Annotated in this window: 1 protein-coding gene; it reads left to right on the top strand. The window is 74.0% G+C overall.

Going from position 1 to position 19,356, the window contains the following annotated elements:
* The first annotated feature begins 12 nt into the window (after window positions 1-12).
* Window positions 13-19,347: a type I polyketide synthase gene (locus tag ACYQ78_RS09255; RefSeq protein WP_459800324.1), complete on the top strand. Its 19,335-nt coding sequence runs from the start codon at window positions 13-15 to the stop codon at window positions 19,345-19,347.
* Window positions 19,348-19,356 lie beyond the last annotated feature (9 nt).

Here is a 19,356-nt window from a genome sequence, read left to right as displayed (position 1 = left end):
GGGTAGGCCACCATGGCTGCGGTTGATAACGAGGACAAGCTTCGCGATTACCTCAAGCAGGTAACCACCACGTTGCGCCGGACCCGCAAGCGGCTCCGCGACCGCGACCGGGAGCCGATCGCGATCGTCGGTATCGGCTGCCGGTTCCCGGGCGGCGTGCGTGAGCCGGAGGATCTGTGGAACCTGCTGGCCGACGGCACCGACGCGATCTCCGGATTCCCGTCCGACCGGAACTGGGACCCCGAGGGCCTGTACGCCGGGGCGGGCGACGCCGAGTCGACCACCCGCGTCGGTGGCTTCCTCTATGACGCGGCCGATTTCGACCCGGGGTTCTTCGGGATCAGCCCGCGTGAGGCGGTCACGATGGACCCGCAGCAGCGGTTGCTGCTGGAGACGGCGTGGGAGGCCATCGAGCGGGCCGGGATCGACCCGCTGTCGCTGAAGGGTTCGGCGACCGGCGTCTTCGCCGGGGCAGGTTTCGGCGCCTACGGTCACGGTCTGGCCGAGGAGGGCGGCTCCGAGGGCTATCTGATGATCGGCAGCCTGACCTCGGTGATCTCGGGCCGGATCTCGTACACGCTCGGGCTTGAAGGCCCGGCCGTCACGGTGGACACGGCCTGTTCCTCGTCGCTGGTCGCGCTGCACCTGGCCTGTCAGGCGCTGCGGTCGCGTGAGTGCTCGATGGCGCTGGCGGGCGGCGTGGCGGTCATGTCGACGCCGTCGGCGTTCGCCGAGTTCTCCAAGCAGCAGGGCCTGGCCTTCGACGGCCGGTGCAAGGCGTTCGCCGCCGACGCCGACGGCATCGGCTGGGGCGAGGGCGCCGGGGTGCTGCTGCTGGAGCGGCTGTCGGACGCCCGCCGCAACGGCCACCCGGTGCTCGCCGTGGTGGCCGGCAGCGCGATGAACCAGGACGGCGCCAGCAACGGCCTGACCGCACCCAACGGCCCGTCGCAGCAGAAGGTCATCCGCACCGCGCTGGCCAACGCCGGCCTGCGGGCCGAACAGGTGGACGCGGTCGAAGCGCACGGCACCGGCACGGTTCTCGGCGACCCGATCGAGGCGCAGGCGCTGCTCGCGACCTACGGCCAGGACCGCGAGGACGGCCGCCCGCTGTGGCTGGGCTCGGTGAAGTCGAACATCGGCCACACGCAGACCGCCGCCGGTATCGCCGGCGTCATCAAGATGGTGCTGGCGCTGCGGCACCAGGAGCTGCCGCGCACCCTGCACGCCGAGGAGCCCAGCCCGCACGTCGACTGGACCGCCGGTGACGTGCGCCTGCTGACCGAGCCGGTCGCGTGGCCGTCGAACGGGCGTCCCCGTCGCGGTGGCGTGTCGGCCTTCGGCGTCAGCGGCACCAACGTCCACGCGATCATCGAAGAAGCGCCCGCCCTCGCCGACGATCCCGACCCCGATGACGACGCACCTGACGCCACCGGCGAGGAGCGCACGGCCGCCGCACTGCCGGTGCTGACCGGGCCGGTCCCGGTGTGGCCGATCTCGGCCCGGAGCGCGGCCGGACTGGCCGCACAGGCCGCCCGGCTGAACGAGTTCGCGCAGGACCGCCCCGGCATGGACGTCGCCGGAACCGCCTGGTCGCTGATCACGACCCGCTCGGTGTTCGAGCACCGCGCCGTGGTCCTGGGCGGCGACCGCGACGACCTGCTGTCGGGCCTGGCGGCCGTGGCCACCGGTCAGCCCGGCCCCGGAGTCGTGACGGGAGCGGTTCCCGCCACCGGCAACGGCCGCGTGGCCTTCGTGTTCCCCGGCCAGGGCTCGCAGTGGATCGGCATGGGCCGGGAGCTCGCTGCGAAAAGCCCGGTGTTCGCGGCCCGGATGGCCGAGTGCGACAAGGCTTTGAAGCCTTATGTCGACTGGTCGCTGAACGACGACGATCTGGATCTCGACCGCGTGGACGTGGTGCAGCCCGCGCTGTGGGCGATCATGGTCTCGCTCGCTGCGGTCTGGCAGGCGGCGGGCGTGGAACCCGACGCGGTCGTCGGCCACTCCCAGGGCGAGATCGCGGCGGCGGTCGTCGCCGGAATCCTGTCTCTGGACGATGCCGCCAAGGTCATGGCGTTGCGGAGCCGGGCGCTGGTCGCGCTGTCGGGCAAGGGCGGGATGCTCTCCATCGCCGAACCGGTCGCCTCCGTGCGCGATCGGGTGGAGGCCCTGGCGAAGCCCAAGGGACGAGGCCGCAAGAAGCCGACGGGCGAGCGGGTGTCGATCGCGGCGGTCAACGGTCCCGCCGCGACGGTCGTCTCCGGCGATCCCGAAGCGCTGGCCGCGCTGCTCGCCGACTGTGAGCGTGACGGTGTCCGGGCGCGCATACTGCCCGTCGACTACGCCTCCCACGGCCCCCAGGTCGAGGAGCTGCGCGAGGAGATCCTGAACCTCCTCGAAGGCATCGCGCCGCAAGAGGGCAGGGTCCCCGTCGTCTCGGCGATGACCGGCGAGTTCCTCCAGGGCCCCGAGATGGACGCCGGTTACTGGTACGCCAGCCTCCGCGCCCCCGTCGAGTTCTCGCGCGCGGTCGAAGTGCTGGGCCGCTCCGGCTACGGCGTTTTCGTCGAGAGCTCCGCCCACCCCGTGCTCACCAACGCGATCGCCGACACCCTCGAAAAGGTCGCTGAAGAGAGCGCCTTCTCGTCGGTCCCGATCGTGACCGGCACTCTCCGGCGCGACGACGGCGGCCCCACCAGGCTGCTGGCCTCGCTGGCCGAAGCGCACGTGCGCGGTGTCCACGTCGACTGGACCACCGTCGTGCCCAAGGCAGACCAGGTCGAACTGCCCACCTACGCCTTCCAGCGCCAGCGCTACTGGCCCAAGCCGATCCAGATCCCCGTCACCACCGGCGGCGGCACCGGCTCGGCCGCCGAAGCCCGGTTCTGGTCCGCCGTCGAAGCCGGAGACGTCGACAACCTGTCCCGGGCGCTCTCGGTCGACGGGACCACCCTCAACGAGCTGGTCCCGGCTCTGGCGTCATGGCGGCGGCGCGAGCGCGACGAGTCGGCGACGGCAGACTGGCGTTACCGGATCTCCTGGGTGCCGGTCCGCGAACCCGCCTCCGTGACACTGCCGGGAACCTGGCTGATCATCGCCCCTGCGGGCGAGGGCCTGGCCAACGCCTGCCTGCGCGCGCTGACCGAACGCGGCGCCGACGCGCGGGTCGTCGAGGTCGACCGCGACGACGTGACCCGGCTCGGCCTCGGCGAGACGATCTCCGCGCTCGAAGGCCCGGTGACCGGGGTGCTCTCACTCCTGGGCCTGGACGTGTCTCCGCTGGCCGACCGGCCAGAGGTGCCGTCGGGCGTGGCCGGGACGCTGGCCCTGGTGCAGGCGCTCGGCGACGCCGGGCTGACCGCCCCGCTGTGGGTGCTGACCCAGGGCGCCGTGGCGACGGGCGACGGCGGCGTACTGGCCAGCCCGACCCAGGCGCAGGTGTGGGGCCTCGGGCGTACCGCCGGGGTGGAGCATCCCGATCGGTGGGGCGGCCTGATCGACCTGCCTCCGGTCCTGGACGACAGATCCGCGGCCCGGCTCGCCGGAGTGCTGGCCGCGGGGAACGAGGACCAGGTCGCCATCAGGACCGGTGGCGTGCTGGCCCGCCGCCTGGTGCGCGCCACACCGCGCCGCGACGCCGACGCCGTGTGGCGGCCGCGCGGAACCGTCCTGCTGACCGGGGCGAGCGGGGCGATCGGCCCCGACCTGGCCGCCTGGCTGGCCGACGCCGGGGCCCGGCACGCCGTGCTGACCAGCCGTCGTGGGCCGGGCACGCCCGGTGCGGCGGTGTTGGCCGCCTTCCTGGCCGAGGCGGGTGCGGGCGTCACGATGACGGCCTGCGACGTCGTCGACCGCGACGCGCTGGCCGGGCTGCTGGCCTGGATTCCCACGGTCGCCCCGCCGCTGTCCACGGTGATCCACGCGGCGGTCGCGGTCGAACTGGCGAACCTCGAACAGACCGACGTCGATGGGCTGGCATTGGCCCTGAGCGCCAAGGTCGCCGGCGCGGCCAACCTCGACGCGCTGACCGCCGGTCTCGACCTCGACGATTTCGTGCTGTTCTCGTCCATCACCGCGACCTGGGGCGTCGGCGAGCACGGCACCTATGCGGCGGCCAACGCCCACCTCGACGCTCTCGCCGAGAACCGGCGCGCTCGCGGCCTGCCCGCGACGTCGGTGGCGTGGGGCGTCTGGAGCTCCGGCGGCCGCTTCGACGACGCCAACGGCGCCGACCGGCCGCAGAGCCTGGTGCCGGAGCGCATCCGCCGTCAGGGACTGAGGCTGCTCGACCCGGGACGGGCGCTGACCGTGCTCGGCCAGGTCCTCGCCGACGGCGAGACCGTGCTGTCGGTCGCCGACGTCGACTGGGCGCGCTTCTCGGCGGTGTTCGGCGCGGTCAGGTCGTGGCCGCTGCTGGACGAGATCCCCGAGGCGCGCCAGCAGGACACCGGTTCGACCGGCGCCGCCGTGGTGACCTCGGCGGAGGCCGCCGCGCTGCGGGAACGGCTGGCCGGGGTGTCGGCCGCGCAGCGGGAACGCATCGTCACCGACCTGGTCGCCGGGCATGCCGCCGCCGTGCTGGGACACACCTCGGGCGAGGCCCTGGAGGCCGGGCGGGCCTTCCGTGACATCGGCTTCGACTCGCTGACCGCCGTCGAGCTGCGCGGACGCCTGAACGAGGCGACCGGCCTGCGGCTGCCGTCCACAGTGGTGTTCGACTATCCGTCGCCGGCTCTGCTGGCCGGGCAGATCGTGACCCAGCTCATGGGCGCCCAGCAGCTGACGGCGGCGGGATCGCGGGTCACCCCGGTCTCGGCCGCCGACCCGATCGTGATCGTCGGCATGGGCTGCCGGTTCCCCGGCGGCGTCGACAGCCCCGAGGCGATGTGGCGGCTGCTCGCCGACGGTGGCGACGCGATCGCCGGGTTCCCGCTCGACCGGGGCTGGGAGATCCCCGAGGGGGCGCTGGATTCGTACACGAACGAAGGCGGTTTCGTCGCCGGGGCGGCCGACTTCGACCCGGGCTTCTTCCGGATCAGCCCGCGCGAGGCCCTCGCGATGGACCCGCAGCAGCGGCTTCTCCTGGAGACCTCGTGGGAGGCGCTGGAGCGCGCGGGGCTCGACCCGGTGTCGCTGCGCGGCTCGCTGACCGGCGTCTTCGCGGGCGCGGCGGCCTCCGGTTACGCCGGGCAGACCGGTTATGGCGCCGACCTCGACGGCGCGGAGGCGCACCTTCTCACGGGCAACATCACCAGTGTCATCTCGGGCCGGATCTCGTACACGCTGGGGCTTGAAGGGCCGGCCGTCACCGTGGACACGGCCTGCTCGTCGGCGCTGGTGTCGCTGCACCTGGCCGCGCAGGCCCTTCGCGCCGGTGAGTGTGACCTGGCGCTGGCCGGTGGCGTGATGGTGATCGCCGACCCCGCCGAATTCATCGGCTTCTCGGTCCAGGGCGCCCTCGCCCAGAACGGGCGCTGCAAGGCGTTCTCCGCCGAGGCCGACGGCATGGGCCTGGCCGAGGGCGCGGGCATGATCGTGCTGGAGCGGCTCTCCGACGCCCACCGCAACGGGCACACCGTGCTGGCCGTCATCGCGGGCAGCGCGGTGAACCAGGACGGCGCCTCCAACGGGCTCAGCGCCCCCAATGGTCCCTCGCAGCAGCGGGTGATCCACGCCGCGCTGGCCTCCGCCGGTCTGGGCGTCGCCGACGTGGACGCCGTCGAGGCGCACGGCACCGGTACCGTCCTGGGCGACCCGATCGAGGCGCAGGCGATCCTCGCCACTTACGGCCAGGACCGCGACCGGCCGCTGTGGCTCGGCACCGTGAAGTCGAACATCGGGCACGCCCAGCAGGCCGCCGGTGTGGCCGGTGTGATCAAGATGGTGCTGGCCCTCCAGAACGACCTGTTGCCCGCCACGCTGCACGCCGGCGTCCCCTCACCGCACGTCGACTGGACCACCGGTGACGTGCGGCTGCTCACCGAGCCGGTGGCGTGGAAGGCCAACGGCCGCGCCCGCCGCGCCGGTGTGTCGGCGTTCGGGATCAGCGGGACCAACGCCCACGTCATCCTCGAAGAGGCACCGCTCCCGGCCGGGATCACGCCCGTCGAGCAGGCCCCGGCGCTGTCGGGCGCGACGGCCTGGCCGGTGTCCGGTCAGACCGCGTCCGGCCTGGTCGAGCAGGCCCGGCGGCTGGCCGACCACCTCGCCGCCCACCCCGGGCTCGACCCGGCCGGGGTCGCCTGGTCGCTGGCGACCACCCGGTCGCTGTTCGAGCACCGCGCCGTCGTCACCGGCACCACCCGCGACGACCTGACGGCCGGACTCCGCGCGCTGGCCTCGGGCGAACCCGCCGCCGGAGTCGTGACCGGTGTCGCGGGCGGGACCGGGCCGGTCGTGTTCGTGTTCCCCGGCCAGGGCTCGCAGTGGATCGGCATGGGCCGCGAGCTGGCCGCCACCAGCCCGGTGTTCGCGGCCCGTCTCGCCGAGTGCCAGAAGGCTTTGAAGCCTTATGTCGACTGGTCGCTGGACGACGACGACCTCGACCTCGATCGCGTGGACGTCGTCCAGCCCGCCCTCTGGGCGACCATGGTCTCGCTGGCCGAGTTCTGGCAGTCGGCGGGCGTGATCCCGGACGCCGTGCTCGGTCACTCGCAGGGCGAGATCGCGGCGGCCGTGGTCGCCGGGATCCTGTCCCTGGAGGACGCCGCCAGGGTCGTGGCCCTGCGCAGCCGCGCCCTGCTCGCCCTGGCCGGACACGGCGGGATGCTCTCGATCGCCGCGTCCGCCGACCGGATCAGGGTCCTCGTGGGCGACCGGGCGTCCGTCGCGGCGGTGAACGGCCCGGAGGCCACCGTCGTCTCGGGTGACCCCTCGGTGCTCGCCGCGCTCCTCGCGGAGTGCGAGCGCGACGGGATCCGGGCGCGGATGCTGCCGGTCGACTACGCCTCGCACGGGCCGCAGGTCGAGGCCGTCCGCGACGAACTGCTGACCGTGCTGGCGCCGGTCACGCCCAGGCCCGGCCTCATCGCCATGGTGTCGGCGATGACCGGCGAGTTCCTCCAAGGCCCCGAGATGGACGCCGGCTACTGGTACTCCAGCCTGCGCGCCCCCGTCGAGTTCCACCGCGCGGTCGAGACGCTGGGGAACGCCGGTTACGGGGTCTTCGTCGAGGCCTCCCCTCACCCGGTGCTCACCGCCGCGGTCGCGGACACCGTCGACGACTCGGTGATCGTCACCGGAACCCTGCGGCGTGACGACGGCGGCCCCTCGCGGGTCCTGGCCTCGCTGGCCCATCTGCACGCCCACGGCGTCTTCGTCGACTGGACCGCCGTGCTGGCGGCGGTGGCGCCCGTCGACCTGCCGACCTACGCGTTCCAGCGGCAGCGCTACTGGCCCAAGCGGTCGGTCGCGGAGATCCCTCCGACCGAGAGCGGTGAGTTCTGGACCGCCGTCGAAGGCGGCGACCTCGACGGCCTGGCGCGGACCCTGTCCGTGGACGAGGCGCACCTGCGCGAGGTGCTGCCCGCCCTGGCCGCCTGGCGCCGCCGCGAACACGGCGCGGCCGTCACCGCCGACTGGCGCTACAAGATCACCTGGGCCCCGGTCACGGTGCCGTCCTCCGCGACCCTGTCCGGGACGTGGCTGGTGGTCGGCCCCGACGGGGAACGGTGCGCGGAGGCCCTGACCGCCCACGGCGCGAACGTGATGCGCGTCGATGACCCCTTTATGGCCCCGCTCGGAGACGGACCCGTTTTCACGGGAGTCGTCTCCCTGCTGGCCTTGGACGAGTCGCCGCTGCCGGAGGCCCCGGTCGTGCCCGCCGGGCTGGCCGCGACGACCGCACTGATCCAGACCCTCGGCCAGGCCGGTATCGACGCCCCGCTCTGGGTGCTGACCTCGGGCGCGATGGCCGCCGGTGCGGGCGAGGTCCCCACCGGACAGGCGCAGGCGCAGACCTGGGCGCTCGGCCGGGTCGCCGGGCTGGAACACCCCGACCGCTGGGGCGGCCTGATCGACCTGCCCGCCACCTGGGACGCCCGCACTGCAGGACGGCTCGCCGCCGTCCTGGCCGGATGTGGTGAGGACCAGGTCGCGATCCGCGCCGGGGGAGTGCTGGGCCGCCGCCTGACCCGCGCGCCCCGGCCCCGCTCCGACCGCCGGTGGGTGCCGGGCGGCAGCGTGCTGGTCACCGGTGGCACCGGTGGTGTCGGCGGCCACGTGGCCCGCTGGCTCACTGGGCGCGACGCCGCCCGGCTGGTGCTGTCGAGCCGTTCCGGCCCCTCCGCCGCCGGAGTCGCGGCGCTGGCCGCCGAACTGGCTCTTCGAAGTGACGTGTCCGTCGTCGCCGCCGATGTCGGCGAGCGTTCGCAGGTGACTGGACTGGTGCACTGGATCGACGCGACCGGCCCCCGGCTGACCTCGGTGTTCCACGCCGCCGGGGCCGGGCTGGGCGGTCTGGTCGCCGACCTCACCGTGCCTGAGCTGGCGGAGGTGTCGCAGGCCAAGGCCGGTGGCGCCCGCTTCCTCGACGAGGCCACCACCGATCTGGATGCGTTCGTCCTGTTCTCGTCCGGTGCCGCCGCCTGGGGCAGCGGGCAGCTGTCCGGCTACGCGGCCGCGAACGCGGCGCTCGACGCCCTCACCGAGGACCGGCGCGGGCGCGGGCTGGCCGCGACCTCGATCGCCTGGGGGCTGTGGGGCGGCGGCGGCATGGGCGAAGGCCCGGCCGGTGAAGCCCTGCAACGCCTGGGTGTACGGGAAATGGACCCGGAGCCCGCGATCGCGGCGATGGCCGGGATCCTGGACGCCGACGAGCCCCTCATGGCCGTCTCGGACATCGACTGGGCCCGGTTCGCCCCCGTCTTCACCGTGCAGCGGCCCAGTCCGCTGCTGGCCGACCTGCCCGACGCCCAGCGTGCCCTCGACGACGCCCCTGGCGGCGACGACCGGGAGGCCGGGACCGCACTGGGCCGCCGCCTGCGCGGCCTGAACCGGCCCGAGCAGGATCGGGTGCTCACGGAATTGGTCAGGGCGGAGGCCGCCGCCGTGCTCGGGCACGCGTCCGCCGACGCCGTGCCCGCCGCGAAGGCGTTCAAGGACCTCGGCTTCGACTCCCTCACCGCCGTCGACCTGCGCACCCGCCTCAACGCGGCCACCGGGCTGAAGCTCCCCGCCACGCTCGTCTTCGACCACCCCACCCCGGCGGCGGTCGTCGCGTTCCTGCGGGACGGGCTGCTCGGCGCCGCCGGATCGGCCGCGCCGGTGACGCCCGTCGTGGTCGCCGACCCGGGCGAGCCGATCGCCGTCGTCGGCATCGGCTGCCGCTTCCCCGGCGGCGCCGTCACCCCCGACGGTTTCTGGAACCTGCTGTCGACCGGCACCGACGCCGTCTCCGCCTTCCCCACCGACCGGGGCTGGGGCGTCCACGGCGACTTCGGCGCCGAGGGCGGGTTCGTGTACGACGCCACCGGCTTCGACGCCGCGTTCTTCGGCATCAGCCCGCGTGAGGCGCTCGCGATGGACCCGCAGCAGCGGCTGCTGCTGGAGACCACGTGGGAGGCGCTGGAGCGGACCGGCATCGACCCCGCCTCGCTGCGCGGCAGCCAGACCGGCGTGTTCGCCGGGGCCTCGTGGTCGGCCTACGGCACCGGGCTCGACCAGGCCGGGACCGAGGGCTACATGCTCACCGGCAACGCGACCAGCGTGATCTCGGGCCGGGTGTCGTACACGCTGGGTTTGGAAGGCCCGGCGGTCACGGTGGACACGGCCTGCTCCTCCTCCCTGGTGGCGCTGCACCTCGCCGCGCAGGCGCTGCGGGCGGGGGAGTGCTCGCTCGCCCTGGCGGCGGGCGTCACGGTGATGGCGACCCCCGGCGCGTTCGCCGAGTTCGCCCGCCAGCAGGGCTTGGCCCGTGACGGCCGGTGCAAGTCGTTCGGCGCGGGCGCCGACGGCACCGGCTGGGGCGAGGGCGCCGGAGTCCTGGTGCTCGAACGGCTCTCCGACGCACAGCGCAACGGACGCCACATCCTGGCGGTCGTGCGCGGGAGCGCGGTCAACCAGGACGGCGCGTCGAACGGGCTCACCGCCCCCAACGGGCCCTCGCAGCAGCGGGTGATCCGGGCGGCGCTGGCCGGGGCCGGGCTGACCGCCGCCGACGTGGACGCGGTCGAGGCGCATGGCACCGGGACCGTCCTCGGTGACCCGATCGAGGCGCAGGCGATCCTGGCGACGTACGGGCAGGATCGGGACCGGCCCCTGTGGCTCGGGTCGGTGAAGTCGAACATCGGCCACACCCAGGCCGCGGCCGGGGTGGCGGGCGTGATCAAGATGGTGCTGGCGATGCGGCACGGCACCCTGCCGGTGACCCTGTTCGCCGACGAGCCGTCTCCGCACGTCGACTGGTCCGACGGTGACGTTCGCCTGCTCACCGAGCCGGTGGCCTGGCCGGTGAACGGCCGCCCCCGCCGGGCGGGCGTGTCGGCGTTCGGCGTCAGCGGCACCAACGCCCACGTGATCATCGAAGAGGCGCCGGATGTCGAACGCGTCGAAGCTCCCGCGCCGCGCAAGGTCCTGGACCCGGCACCGCTGGCATGGCCGCTGTCCGGCGGATCGGCCACCGGTCTGGCGGCTCAGGCCGGGCGGCTCGCCGCGCACCTCACCGCGCTCCCGGACCTCGACCCGGCCGACGTCGGCTGGTCGCTGGCCCGGACCCGGGCGACGCTGGAACACCGGGCGGTCGTCCTAGGCGACCTGACCGGCGGCCTCGCCGCCGTCGCGGCGGGCACCTCCGCCCCCGGCGTGATCCAGGGCACGGTCCCCGCAAGCGGGCCCGGCCGGGTGGGCTTCCTCTTCGCCGGTCAGGGTGTCCAGCGGGCAGGGATGGGCCGCGACCTGTACGCGGCCTCGCCCGCCTTCGCTGAGGCGTTCGACCAAGCTTGCGCCCTGATCGAGGCCGAACTCGGCCTCCCTATCCGGGACGTGGTGCTCGGCGCAGGGGACGACTCCCAGGCTCCCCAGACCGCCGGGGGCGATTCCCCGGCCTCGCAGACCCGCTACGCCCCCGCTGGAGACGACGCTCGGGCCACGCTGACGCTCTACGCCCAGACCGGGCTGTTCGCGGTCGAGGTCGGGCTCGTCGCCCTGCTCAAGGCGGCGGGCGTGGTGCCCGATGTCGTCGCCGGTCACTCGGTCGGGGAGATCGCCGCCGCCCACGCGGCCGGTGTGCTGACCCTGCCGGAGGCGTGCCGCCTCGTCGCGGCCCGCGCCCGGTTGATGCAGGCCCTTCCCGAGGGCGGTGCGATGGCCGCCATCGAGGCGAGCGAAGTCGAGATCGTCGCCGAACTCGAGAACGTCTCCCTGGCGGCCGTGAACGGCCCGTCGTCAGTGGTCGTCTCCGGCGATGACGACGCGGTCGACGCCGTGGTGGAGTCATGGCGTTCGAAGGGCCGACGAGTACGACGCCTGCGGGTCAGCCACGCCTTCCACTCGGCCCTGATGGATCCGGTCCTCGACGAACTCGGCGCGGTGGCGGGCGGTCTGAACCACGCGCCTCCCTCCGTCGCCTGGGTCGGCGCGCTGACGGGCGAGCCGGTGATCTGGCCGGAACCCGGCTACTGGACCGACCAGGCCAGGCAGCCGGTCCGGTTCGCCGACACGGTCACGACGATGGCCGCCCAGGGCGTCACGATCTTCATCGAGATCGGCCCCGACGGAACCCTGTCGGCGATGGGGGCCGCCAACGCCGACGCCACGTTCATCCCGACGGCCCGCCCGGACACCGACGCGGCCACGGCAGTGCTGACCGCCCTCGCCCGCGCCCACGTGCGGGGCGTGGACGTCGACTGGCCCGCGATCCTTCCGTCCGGACGGCAGGTGGACCTGCCCACCTACGCCTTCCAGCACGAATACTTCTGGCCGAAACCGCTCCCCGCCGCGATCGACGCGGGCAGCGAGGCCGAGACCCGCTTCTGGACGGCCGTGGAACAGGGCGACCTGGCCGGGCTGGCCGGGGCTCTCGACGTCGACGGCGAACGCCCCTTCAGCGAGGTGCTCCCCGCCCTGGCCTCCTGGCGCCAGCGCGACCGGGAGGAGTCGCTGACCGCCGACTGGCGCTACCGCGTCGCCTGGACCCCGCTGCCCGACCCGGCCCCCGCGTCGCTGACCGGCACCTGGCTCGTCGTCGCCCCCGCCGGGACCACCGACCTCGCCCGCGCCTGCGTCGAGGCCCTGACCGGCGCGGGCGCCCTGGTGGTGCTCGCCGAGAACGGCGCAGCCTCGGTGGAATCGGCACTCGCCGACGCACCGGAGCCGGTCGCGGGCGTGCTGTCGCTGCTGGCCCTCGACGAGACGCCGCTGAGCGACTCACCCGCCGTCAACGCCGGTCTGGCCGGCACCCTGCACCTGATCCAGACGCTCGCGCTCCTGGACGTCCACGCCCCGGTCTGGGCCGCGACATCCGGAGCGGTCGGCACCGTGACCAGCCCGGTGCAGGCCCAGGTCTGGGGCCTGGGACTGATCGCCGCACTGGAGAACCCCGACCGCTGGGGCGGTCTGGTCGACCTCCCCCCGATCCTGGACGAACCTGCCGCAACCCGCCTGGCCTCCGTGCTGGCCGGAGGACTGGCCCCGGGCGAAGACCAGGTCGCGATCCGCGACGGCGCGATCCTGGGCCGCCGCCTCCTTCCGGCGCCGCGCCCCCTCGGAACCGGCGAGTGGACGTCATCGGGCAGCGCCCTGATCACCGGCGGCACCGGATCGATCGGCGGCCGGGTGGCCCGCTGGCTGGCCGGACGCGGCGTCCCCCACGTCGTCCTGGTCTCCCGATCGGGCGCCCGCGCCTCCGGGATCGCGGAACGGGCCGCGTCACTGGCCGCCGAGGGCACCGCCGTCTCCGTGGTCGCCTGTGACACGGCCGACCGCGCCCAGGTGGCCGGGCTGCTCAGCTGGATCGATCGGAGCGGGCCCGCGCTGCGGTCGGTGTTCCACGCCTCCGGCGTCGCGCAGGCCTCGCTCGTGTACGACACCACGGTCGCCGACCTGGCCAATGCCGCCGTCGCCAAGACGGCCGGGGCCGCGAACCTCGACGCGCTCACCGAAGACCGCGACCTCGACGCGTTCGTCCTGTTCTCCTCCGGCGCCGCCATCTGGGGCAGCCGGATGCAGGCCGCATACGCCGCCGCCAACGCCTACCTCGACGCGCTCGCCGCGAACCGGCTCGCCCGGGGCCTGACCGCGACCTCGGTGTCGTGGGGTCTGTGGGGCGGCGGCGGGATGGGCGAGGGCGAAGGCGGCGACCAGCTCCAGCGCCTCGGCCTGCGGGAGATGGACCCCGAACCGGCGATCGGCGCGCTGGCCGCGATCCTCGACCGCGGTGAGGGCCCGGTCACCGTGGCCGACTTCGACTGGGCCCGCTTCGCCCCGGTCTTCACCCTGCACCGGCCCAGCGCGCTGATCGGCGACCTGCCCCAGGTGCGGCTCGCGCTGGCCGAACCCGCCGCCGACGCCGAGGGACCGGCCACCGGCGCGGCGTCCGAGCTCGAACGGCGGCTGCGCGGCCTCTCCCGGGCCGAACAGGACAGGATCCTGACCGACCTGGTCCGGGCCGAGGCGGCGCTCGTCCTCGGGCACTCCTCGCCCGACGCCGTGGAGGCCACCCGGGCGTTCAAGGACGTCGGCTTCGACTCCCTCACCGCCGTCGAACTGCGCGACCGGCTCAACACCGCCACCGGACGACGGCTCCCGGCCACGCTGGTCTTCGACTACCCGACCCCCGCCGCGCTGGCCGAGCACCTGCGCGCCGACCTGATCGGCGAGCAGGCGGGCGCCGACGTTCCCGTCCACACGACCGCGTCGTCGGACGAGCCGATCGCCATCGTCGGCATGAGCTGCCGCCTGCCCGGCGGTTCAGGCACGCTCGGCGACTTCTGGACGCTGCTGTCCACCGGCACCGACGCCATCTCCGCGTTCCCGACGGACCGCGGCTGGGACGCCTTCGCCCCCGCCGACGGCGACGAGAGCGCGTTCACCCCGGTCGGCGGTTTCGTGTACGACTCGGGCGACTTCGACCCCGCGTTCTTCGGGATCAGCCCCCGCGAGGCGCTCGCGATGGACCCGCAGCAGCGGCTCCTGCTGGAGACCTCGTGGGAGGCGCTGGAGCAGGCCGGGATCGACCCCGCGTCTCTGCGCGGCACCCCGGCTGGTGTGTTCGCGGGCGCCTGGTCCTCCGGCTACGGCATGAGCCTGCAACCGTCGGCCGACTCCGCCGGGACCGAGGGCTACTTCCTCACCGGCAGCGCCACCAGCGTGATCTCCGGCCGGGTGGCGTACACGCTCGGGCTCGAAGGCCCGGCGGTCACCGTGGACACGGCCTGCTCGTCGTCGCTGGTCGCCCTGCACCTGGCCTGCCAGTCGCTGCGCTCCGGCGAGTCGTCGCTGGCGCTGGCTGGTGGCGTGACGGTGATGGCGACCCCCGGGGCGTTCGCCGAGTTCGCCCTCCAGCAGGGCCTGGCCGGAGACGGCCGGTGCAAGTCCTTCGGGTCCGGCGCCGACGGCACCGGCTGGGGCGAGGGCGCGGGCGTCCTCGTCGTCGAACGCCTGTCGGACGCCCGCAGGAACGGCCACCGCGTGCTGGCCGTGGTCGCAGGCAGCGCGGTCAACCAGGACGGCACCTCGAACGGCCTCACCGCCCCGAACGGCCCCTCCCAGCAGCGGGTGATCAGGACCGCTCTGGCCGACGCCGGGCTCCGCCCCACCGACGTCGACGCCGTCGAGGCCCACGGCACCGGCACGGTACTGGGCGACCCGATCGAGGCCCAGGCTTTGTTGGCGACCTACGGACAGGATCGGGACCGGCCTCTGTGGCTCGGTTCGGTGAAGTCGAACATCGGCCACACCCAGGCGGCGGCGGGTGTCGCCGGGATCATCAAGATGGTCCTGGCGATGCGGCACGAGGTGCTCCCGGCCAGCCTGCACGCGCAGGAGCCGTCCCCGCACGTCGACTGGTCCACGGGCTACGTGAGGGTTCTGAGTGAGCCGGTGGCCTGGCCCGCGACCGCCCGGCCCCGCCGGGCGGGTGTGTCGTCCTTCGGCGTCAGCGGCACCAACGCCCACATCATCCTGGAGGAGCCCCCCACCCTCGACGACCCGCACGATTCCGACGATGAGCCCGCCCTCCCGGTCCTCACCGGCGGGCCCACCGCCTGGCTGGTGTCCGCCAAGACCACCGAGGGACTGGCCCGCCAGGCCCACCGCTTGGCCGAGCACCAGCTGACCGACCCCGGCCAGACGACCGTCGACGGCCTGAGCGACGACGCTGCGGCTGATCGCGTGGCCGCGCGTCTTGTCGGTGACAGCGCTCAAGCCCTGCCCGGTGCCGAGGCTCTGGGCGACGTCGCCTGGTCTCTGGCCACTACCCGGGCCGTGTTCGAGCATCGGGCCGTGGTCATCGGGGCCGGGGCCGGTGAGCTGGTCGCCGGGCTGGGTGCCGTGGCTTCGGGTGAACCCGCCGCCGGGGTCGTGACCGGTGCCGTGCCGGCCGGTGACCGGCGGGCGGTGTTCGTGTTCCCCGGTCAGGGGTCGCAGTGGGCCGGGATGGGCCGGGAGCTGGCTGAGCACAGCCCGGTGTTCGCGGCCAGACTCGCGGAGTGCGGGAGGGCGCTGGCTCCGTACACGGACTGGTCTTTGGACGATGAGCTGGACCTGGACCGGGTGGACGTCGTCCAGCCGGCGCTGTGGGCGGTCATGGTGTCGCTGGCGGCGGTGTGGCAGGCGGCGGGCGTGGAGCCCGACGCGGTGGTCGGGCATTCGCAGGGCGAGATCGCGGCGGCGGTGGTCGCCGGGGTCCTGTCGCTGGAGGACGCGGCCAAGGTCGTGGCGCTGCGCAGCAGGGCGCTGACGGCGCTGGCCGGGCGTGGCGGGATGCTCTCCGTGGCCGAACCGGCCGACGCCGTGGAGACCAGGCTCGCCGCCTATGACGGCAGGCTGACGGTCGCCGTGGTCAACGGGCCCGACGCCACCGTCGTGTCCGGCGACCCCGAGGCCGTCGAGCTCCTGGCGGCCGAGTGTGAGCGGGAGGGCGTCAGGGCCAGGATCCTGCCCGTCGACTACGCCTCCCACGGCCCCCAGGTCGACGAGCTGCGCGAGGAGATCCTCCGCCTGCTGGAGGGCGTCACCCCACGTTCCGGCCGGATCCCGATGGTGTCGGCGATGACCGGCGAGTTCCTCCAGGGACCCGAGCTGGACGCGGGCTACTGGTTCGCCAGCCTGCGCGCGCCGGTCCGGTTCTCGGCGGCGATCGAGACGCTCGGGCAGGCGGGGTACCGCGTGTTCGTCGAATCGTCCCCGCATCCGGTGCTGGTCACGGCCGTCACCGCCACCCTCGAATCCCGGACGCCCGTCGTGACCGGGACACTGCGCCGCGACGACGGCGGCCCGGCCAGGATGCTCCTTTCGCTGGCCGAGGCCCACGTGCACGGTGTGCCGGTCGACTGGGCCTCCGTCGTGCCCAAGGCCGATGTGGTCGAACTGCCCACCTACGCCTTCGAACGCCGCCGCTACTGGTCGCGGATGTCCGTCGGCGGCGCAGGGGACGTGCGGTCGGCCGGGCTCGGCGCGGTGGGTCATCCGCTCCTGGGCGCGGCGGTCGAGCTGGCGGGCGGGGAGGGCGTCGTCCTGACCGGGCGGGTGTCCCTGCGCGCGCAGCCCTGGCTCGGTGACCACGCCGTCGGCGGGACGGTGCTGCTGCCGGGCACGGCGTTCGTGGAGTTCGCCGTGCGGGCCGGCTACGAGGTCGGCTGCACCCGGGTCGCCGAACTGACCCTGGCGTCGCCGCTGGTCGTGCCCGCGACCGGCGCCGTTCAGATCCAGGTCGTGGTCGCCGCCCCGGACGCCGACGGCTCCCGGACCGTCGACGTCTACGCCCGCCCGGACGACGCGGACGGCGGCCTCTGGAACCGGCACGCCACTGGACGCCTCACCCCCGACCGCCCCGCAGGCTCGGCCGGCTTCGTGGTGTGGCCGCCCGAGGACACCGAACCCGTCGACGTCACGGACCTGTACGAGATCCAGGCCGCGGGCGGATACGGCTACGGCCCCGTCTTCCAGGGACTGAAAGCGGCTTGGCGGCGTGACGCCGAGGTCTTCGCCGAGATCGCCCTGCCGGAAAGCGCCGCCTCCGACGCCGCCCGCTTCGGCCTCCACCCGGCCCTGCTCGACGCGTCCCTGCACGCCGCCGCCCTGCTCCCCGGCACGGGCGAGGACGGCGGGGTCCGGGTGCCCTTCGCCTGGACCGGCGTGTCGCTCCAGGCCGTCGGGGCGTCCACCCTGCGCGTCCGGCTCGCCCGGGACGGCGCGGGCGGCCTCACCCTCGACGCGGCCGACCCCACCGGGCGCCCCGTCGTGTCGGTGGAGTCGCTGATCTTGCGGCCCATCACGGCCGGTGCCCTTCAGCAAGCCGGTAGCGGTCTGCGCGACGCCCTCTTCGGCGTCGAGTGGATCCCGGTCGGCGGCGCTGAAGTGGCGTTCACTTCCGACTGGGCGCTGATCGGTACCGACCTGTTCGGGATCGCCGCCGATGCCCACGACGACCTGGCCGCACTGGCCGAGGCGATCGAGGCCGGACGGCCCGCCCCCGACGTGGTCTTCGCCCAAGTCGGATCCGCGACCCCGGGCGTGGCCGAGGCGTCGCGGCTGATCGCCACGAACACTCTGAGCCTGGTCCAGCACTGGCTGACCCTCCCGGCCCTGTCCGACGCCCGGCTGGCCATCGTCACCCGGGGCGCGGTCGCGGCCAGGACCGGCGAGCCGGTGACCGACGTGGCCGCCGCCTCGGCGTGGGGTCTCGTGCGCTCCGCCCAGTCGGAGGAACCGGGCCGCCTGCTCCTGATCGACCTCCCCGCGGATGGCGGGATCGAGCACCTGGCCGAGGCCGTGGCGTCCGAGGAACCGGAAGTGGCGATCCGCGAGGGGGCCGTCCACGGACGAAGACTGACCCGCCTGTCGAGCGGCCCCGAGCCGACCGCGGACCTGAGTCGGACCACCGGCACGGTCCTGGTCTCCGGTGGCACCGGCATGTTGGGCGCGCTGGTCTCCCGGCATCTGGCCTCGACCGGCAGGGCGGAGCGGCTGCTGCTGCTCAGCCGGTCCGGCCCGTCCGCGTCGGGGGCCGCGCTTCTGGCCGCCGACTGCGCCCAGTCGGGGGTGGACGTGTGGATCACGGCCGCCGACGCCGCCGACCGGGCCGCGCTGGCCGGGGTGCTCGCCCGGACCGAGGGGCTGACCACCGTCGTGCACACCGCCGGTGTCCTGGACGACGGCGTCATCGGATCGCTCACCCCCGCCAGGATCGACGCGGTCATGCGGCCCAAGGCCGACGCCGCCTGGAACCTCCACGAGCTCACCGAGGGCCTGGACGCCTTCGTGCTGTTCTCGGCGGGCGCCGCGACCTTCGGCGCTCCCGGGCAGGGCAACTACGCGGCGGGCAACGCCTTCCTCGACGCACTGGCCGCCCACCGCCGGGCCGAGGGCCTGCCCGCCGTCTCGCTCGCCTGGGGACTGTGGGCGGGGGCCAGCTCGATGACCGGGCACCTCGACGCCGACGACCGTCAGCGGGCCAGCAGGGGCGTCATGAGCGAGATCACCGCCGACGACGGCCTGGCACTGCTCGACCTGGCCATGGCCAGGGACGAGGCCCTGCTCGTCCCGGCCCGGCTCAATGTGGCCGCCCTGCGCGCCCAGGCGTCCCGGGGCGAGCCGATGGCCGCCGTCTGGCGGGCGCTGGCCGGGCATTCGCTGCGGTCCGCGGCGGCCGCCGGAGGCGCGGATGCGGCCCGCTCACTGCGGGAGCAGTTGAACGCGGTGGTCGAATCGGACCGCGACCGGATATTACTGACGCTGGTTCGCACAAACGCGGCCGCCGTTCTCGGCCATTCCTCGGCGGAAGCCGTGGGAGCCGGCCGGGCATTCAAGGATCTGGGTTTCGACTCGCTGACCGCACTGGAGCTGCGCAACCGTTTGAACGCCGCCACGGGACTGAAACTGCCCGCGACCCTCGCATTCGATTACCCGACACCGTCCGTACTCTCCGAATTCATTAAGAAGGAAATCGGATACACCCAGGCCAGCACCGGTTCAGCGGCCCTGGGTGAGGTCGGGAAACTCGAGAAGATGGTCAAGGGAATTTCCCTCGACGACGACGCGCGAACCGTTCTGGCGGCCCGAGTGAAAGCCCTACTGCTCACCTTGGAAAGCGGCCGTGAAACGGCTGCGGACCACGCGGACGACAACGATCTCAAAGCAGCCACGGTCGAGAACATCTTCGATCTTCTCGACAACGAGCTCGCCGAATGAGGAGCCGTT

Source organism: Herbidospora sp. RD11066, assembly GCF_054661255.1.
Note: the sequence above shows the minus strand (reverse complement) of the source record. Positions and strands in the feature narration are given on the sequence as shown.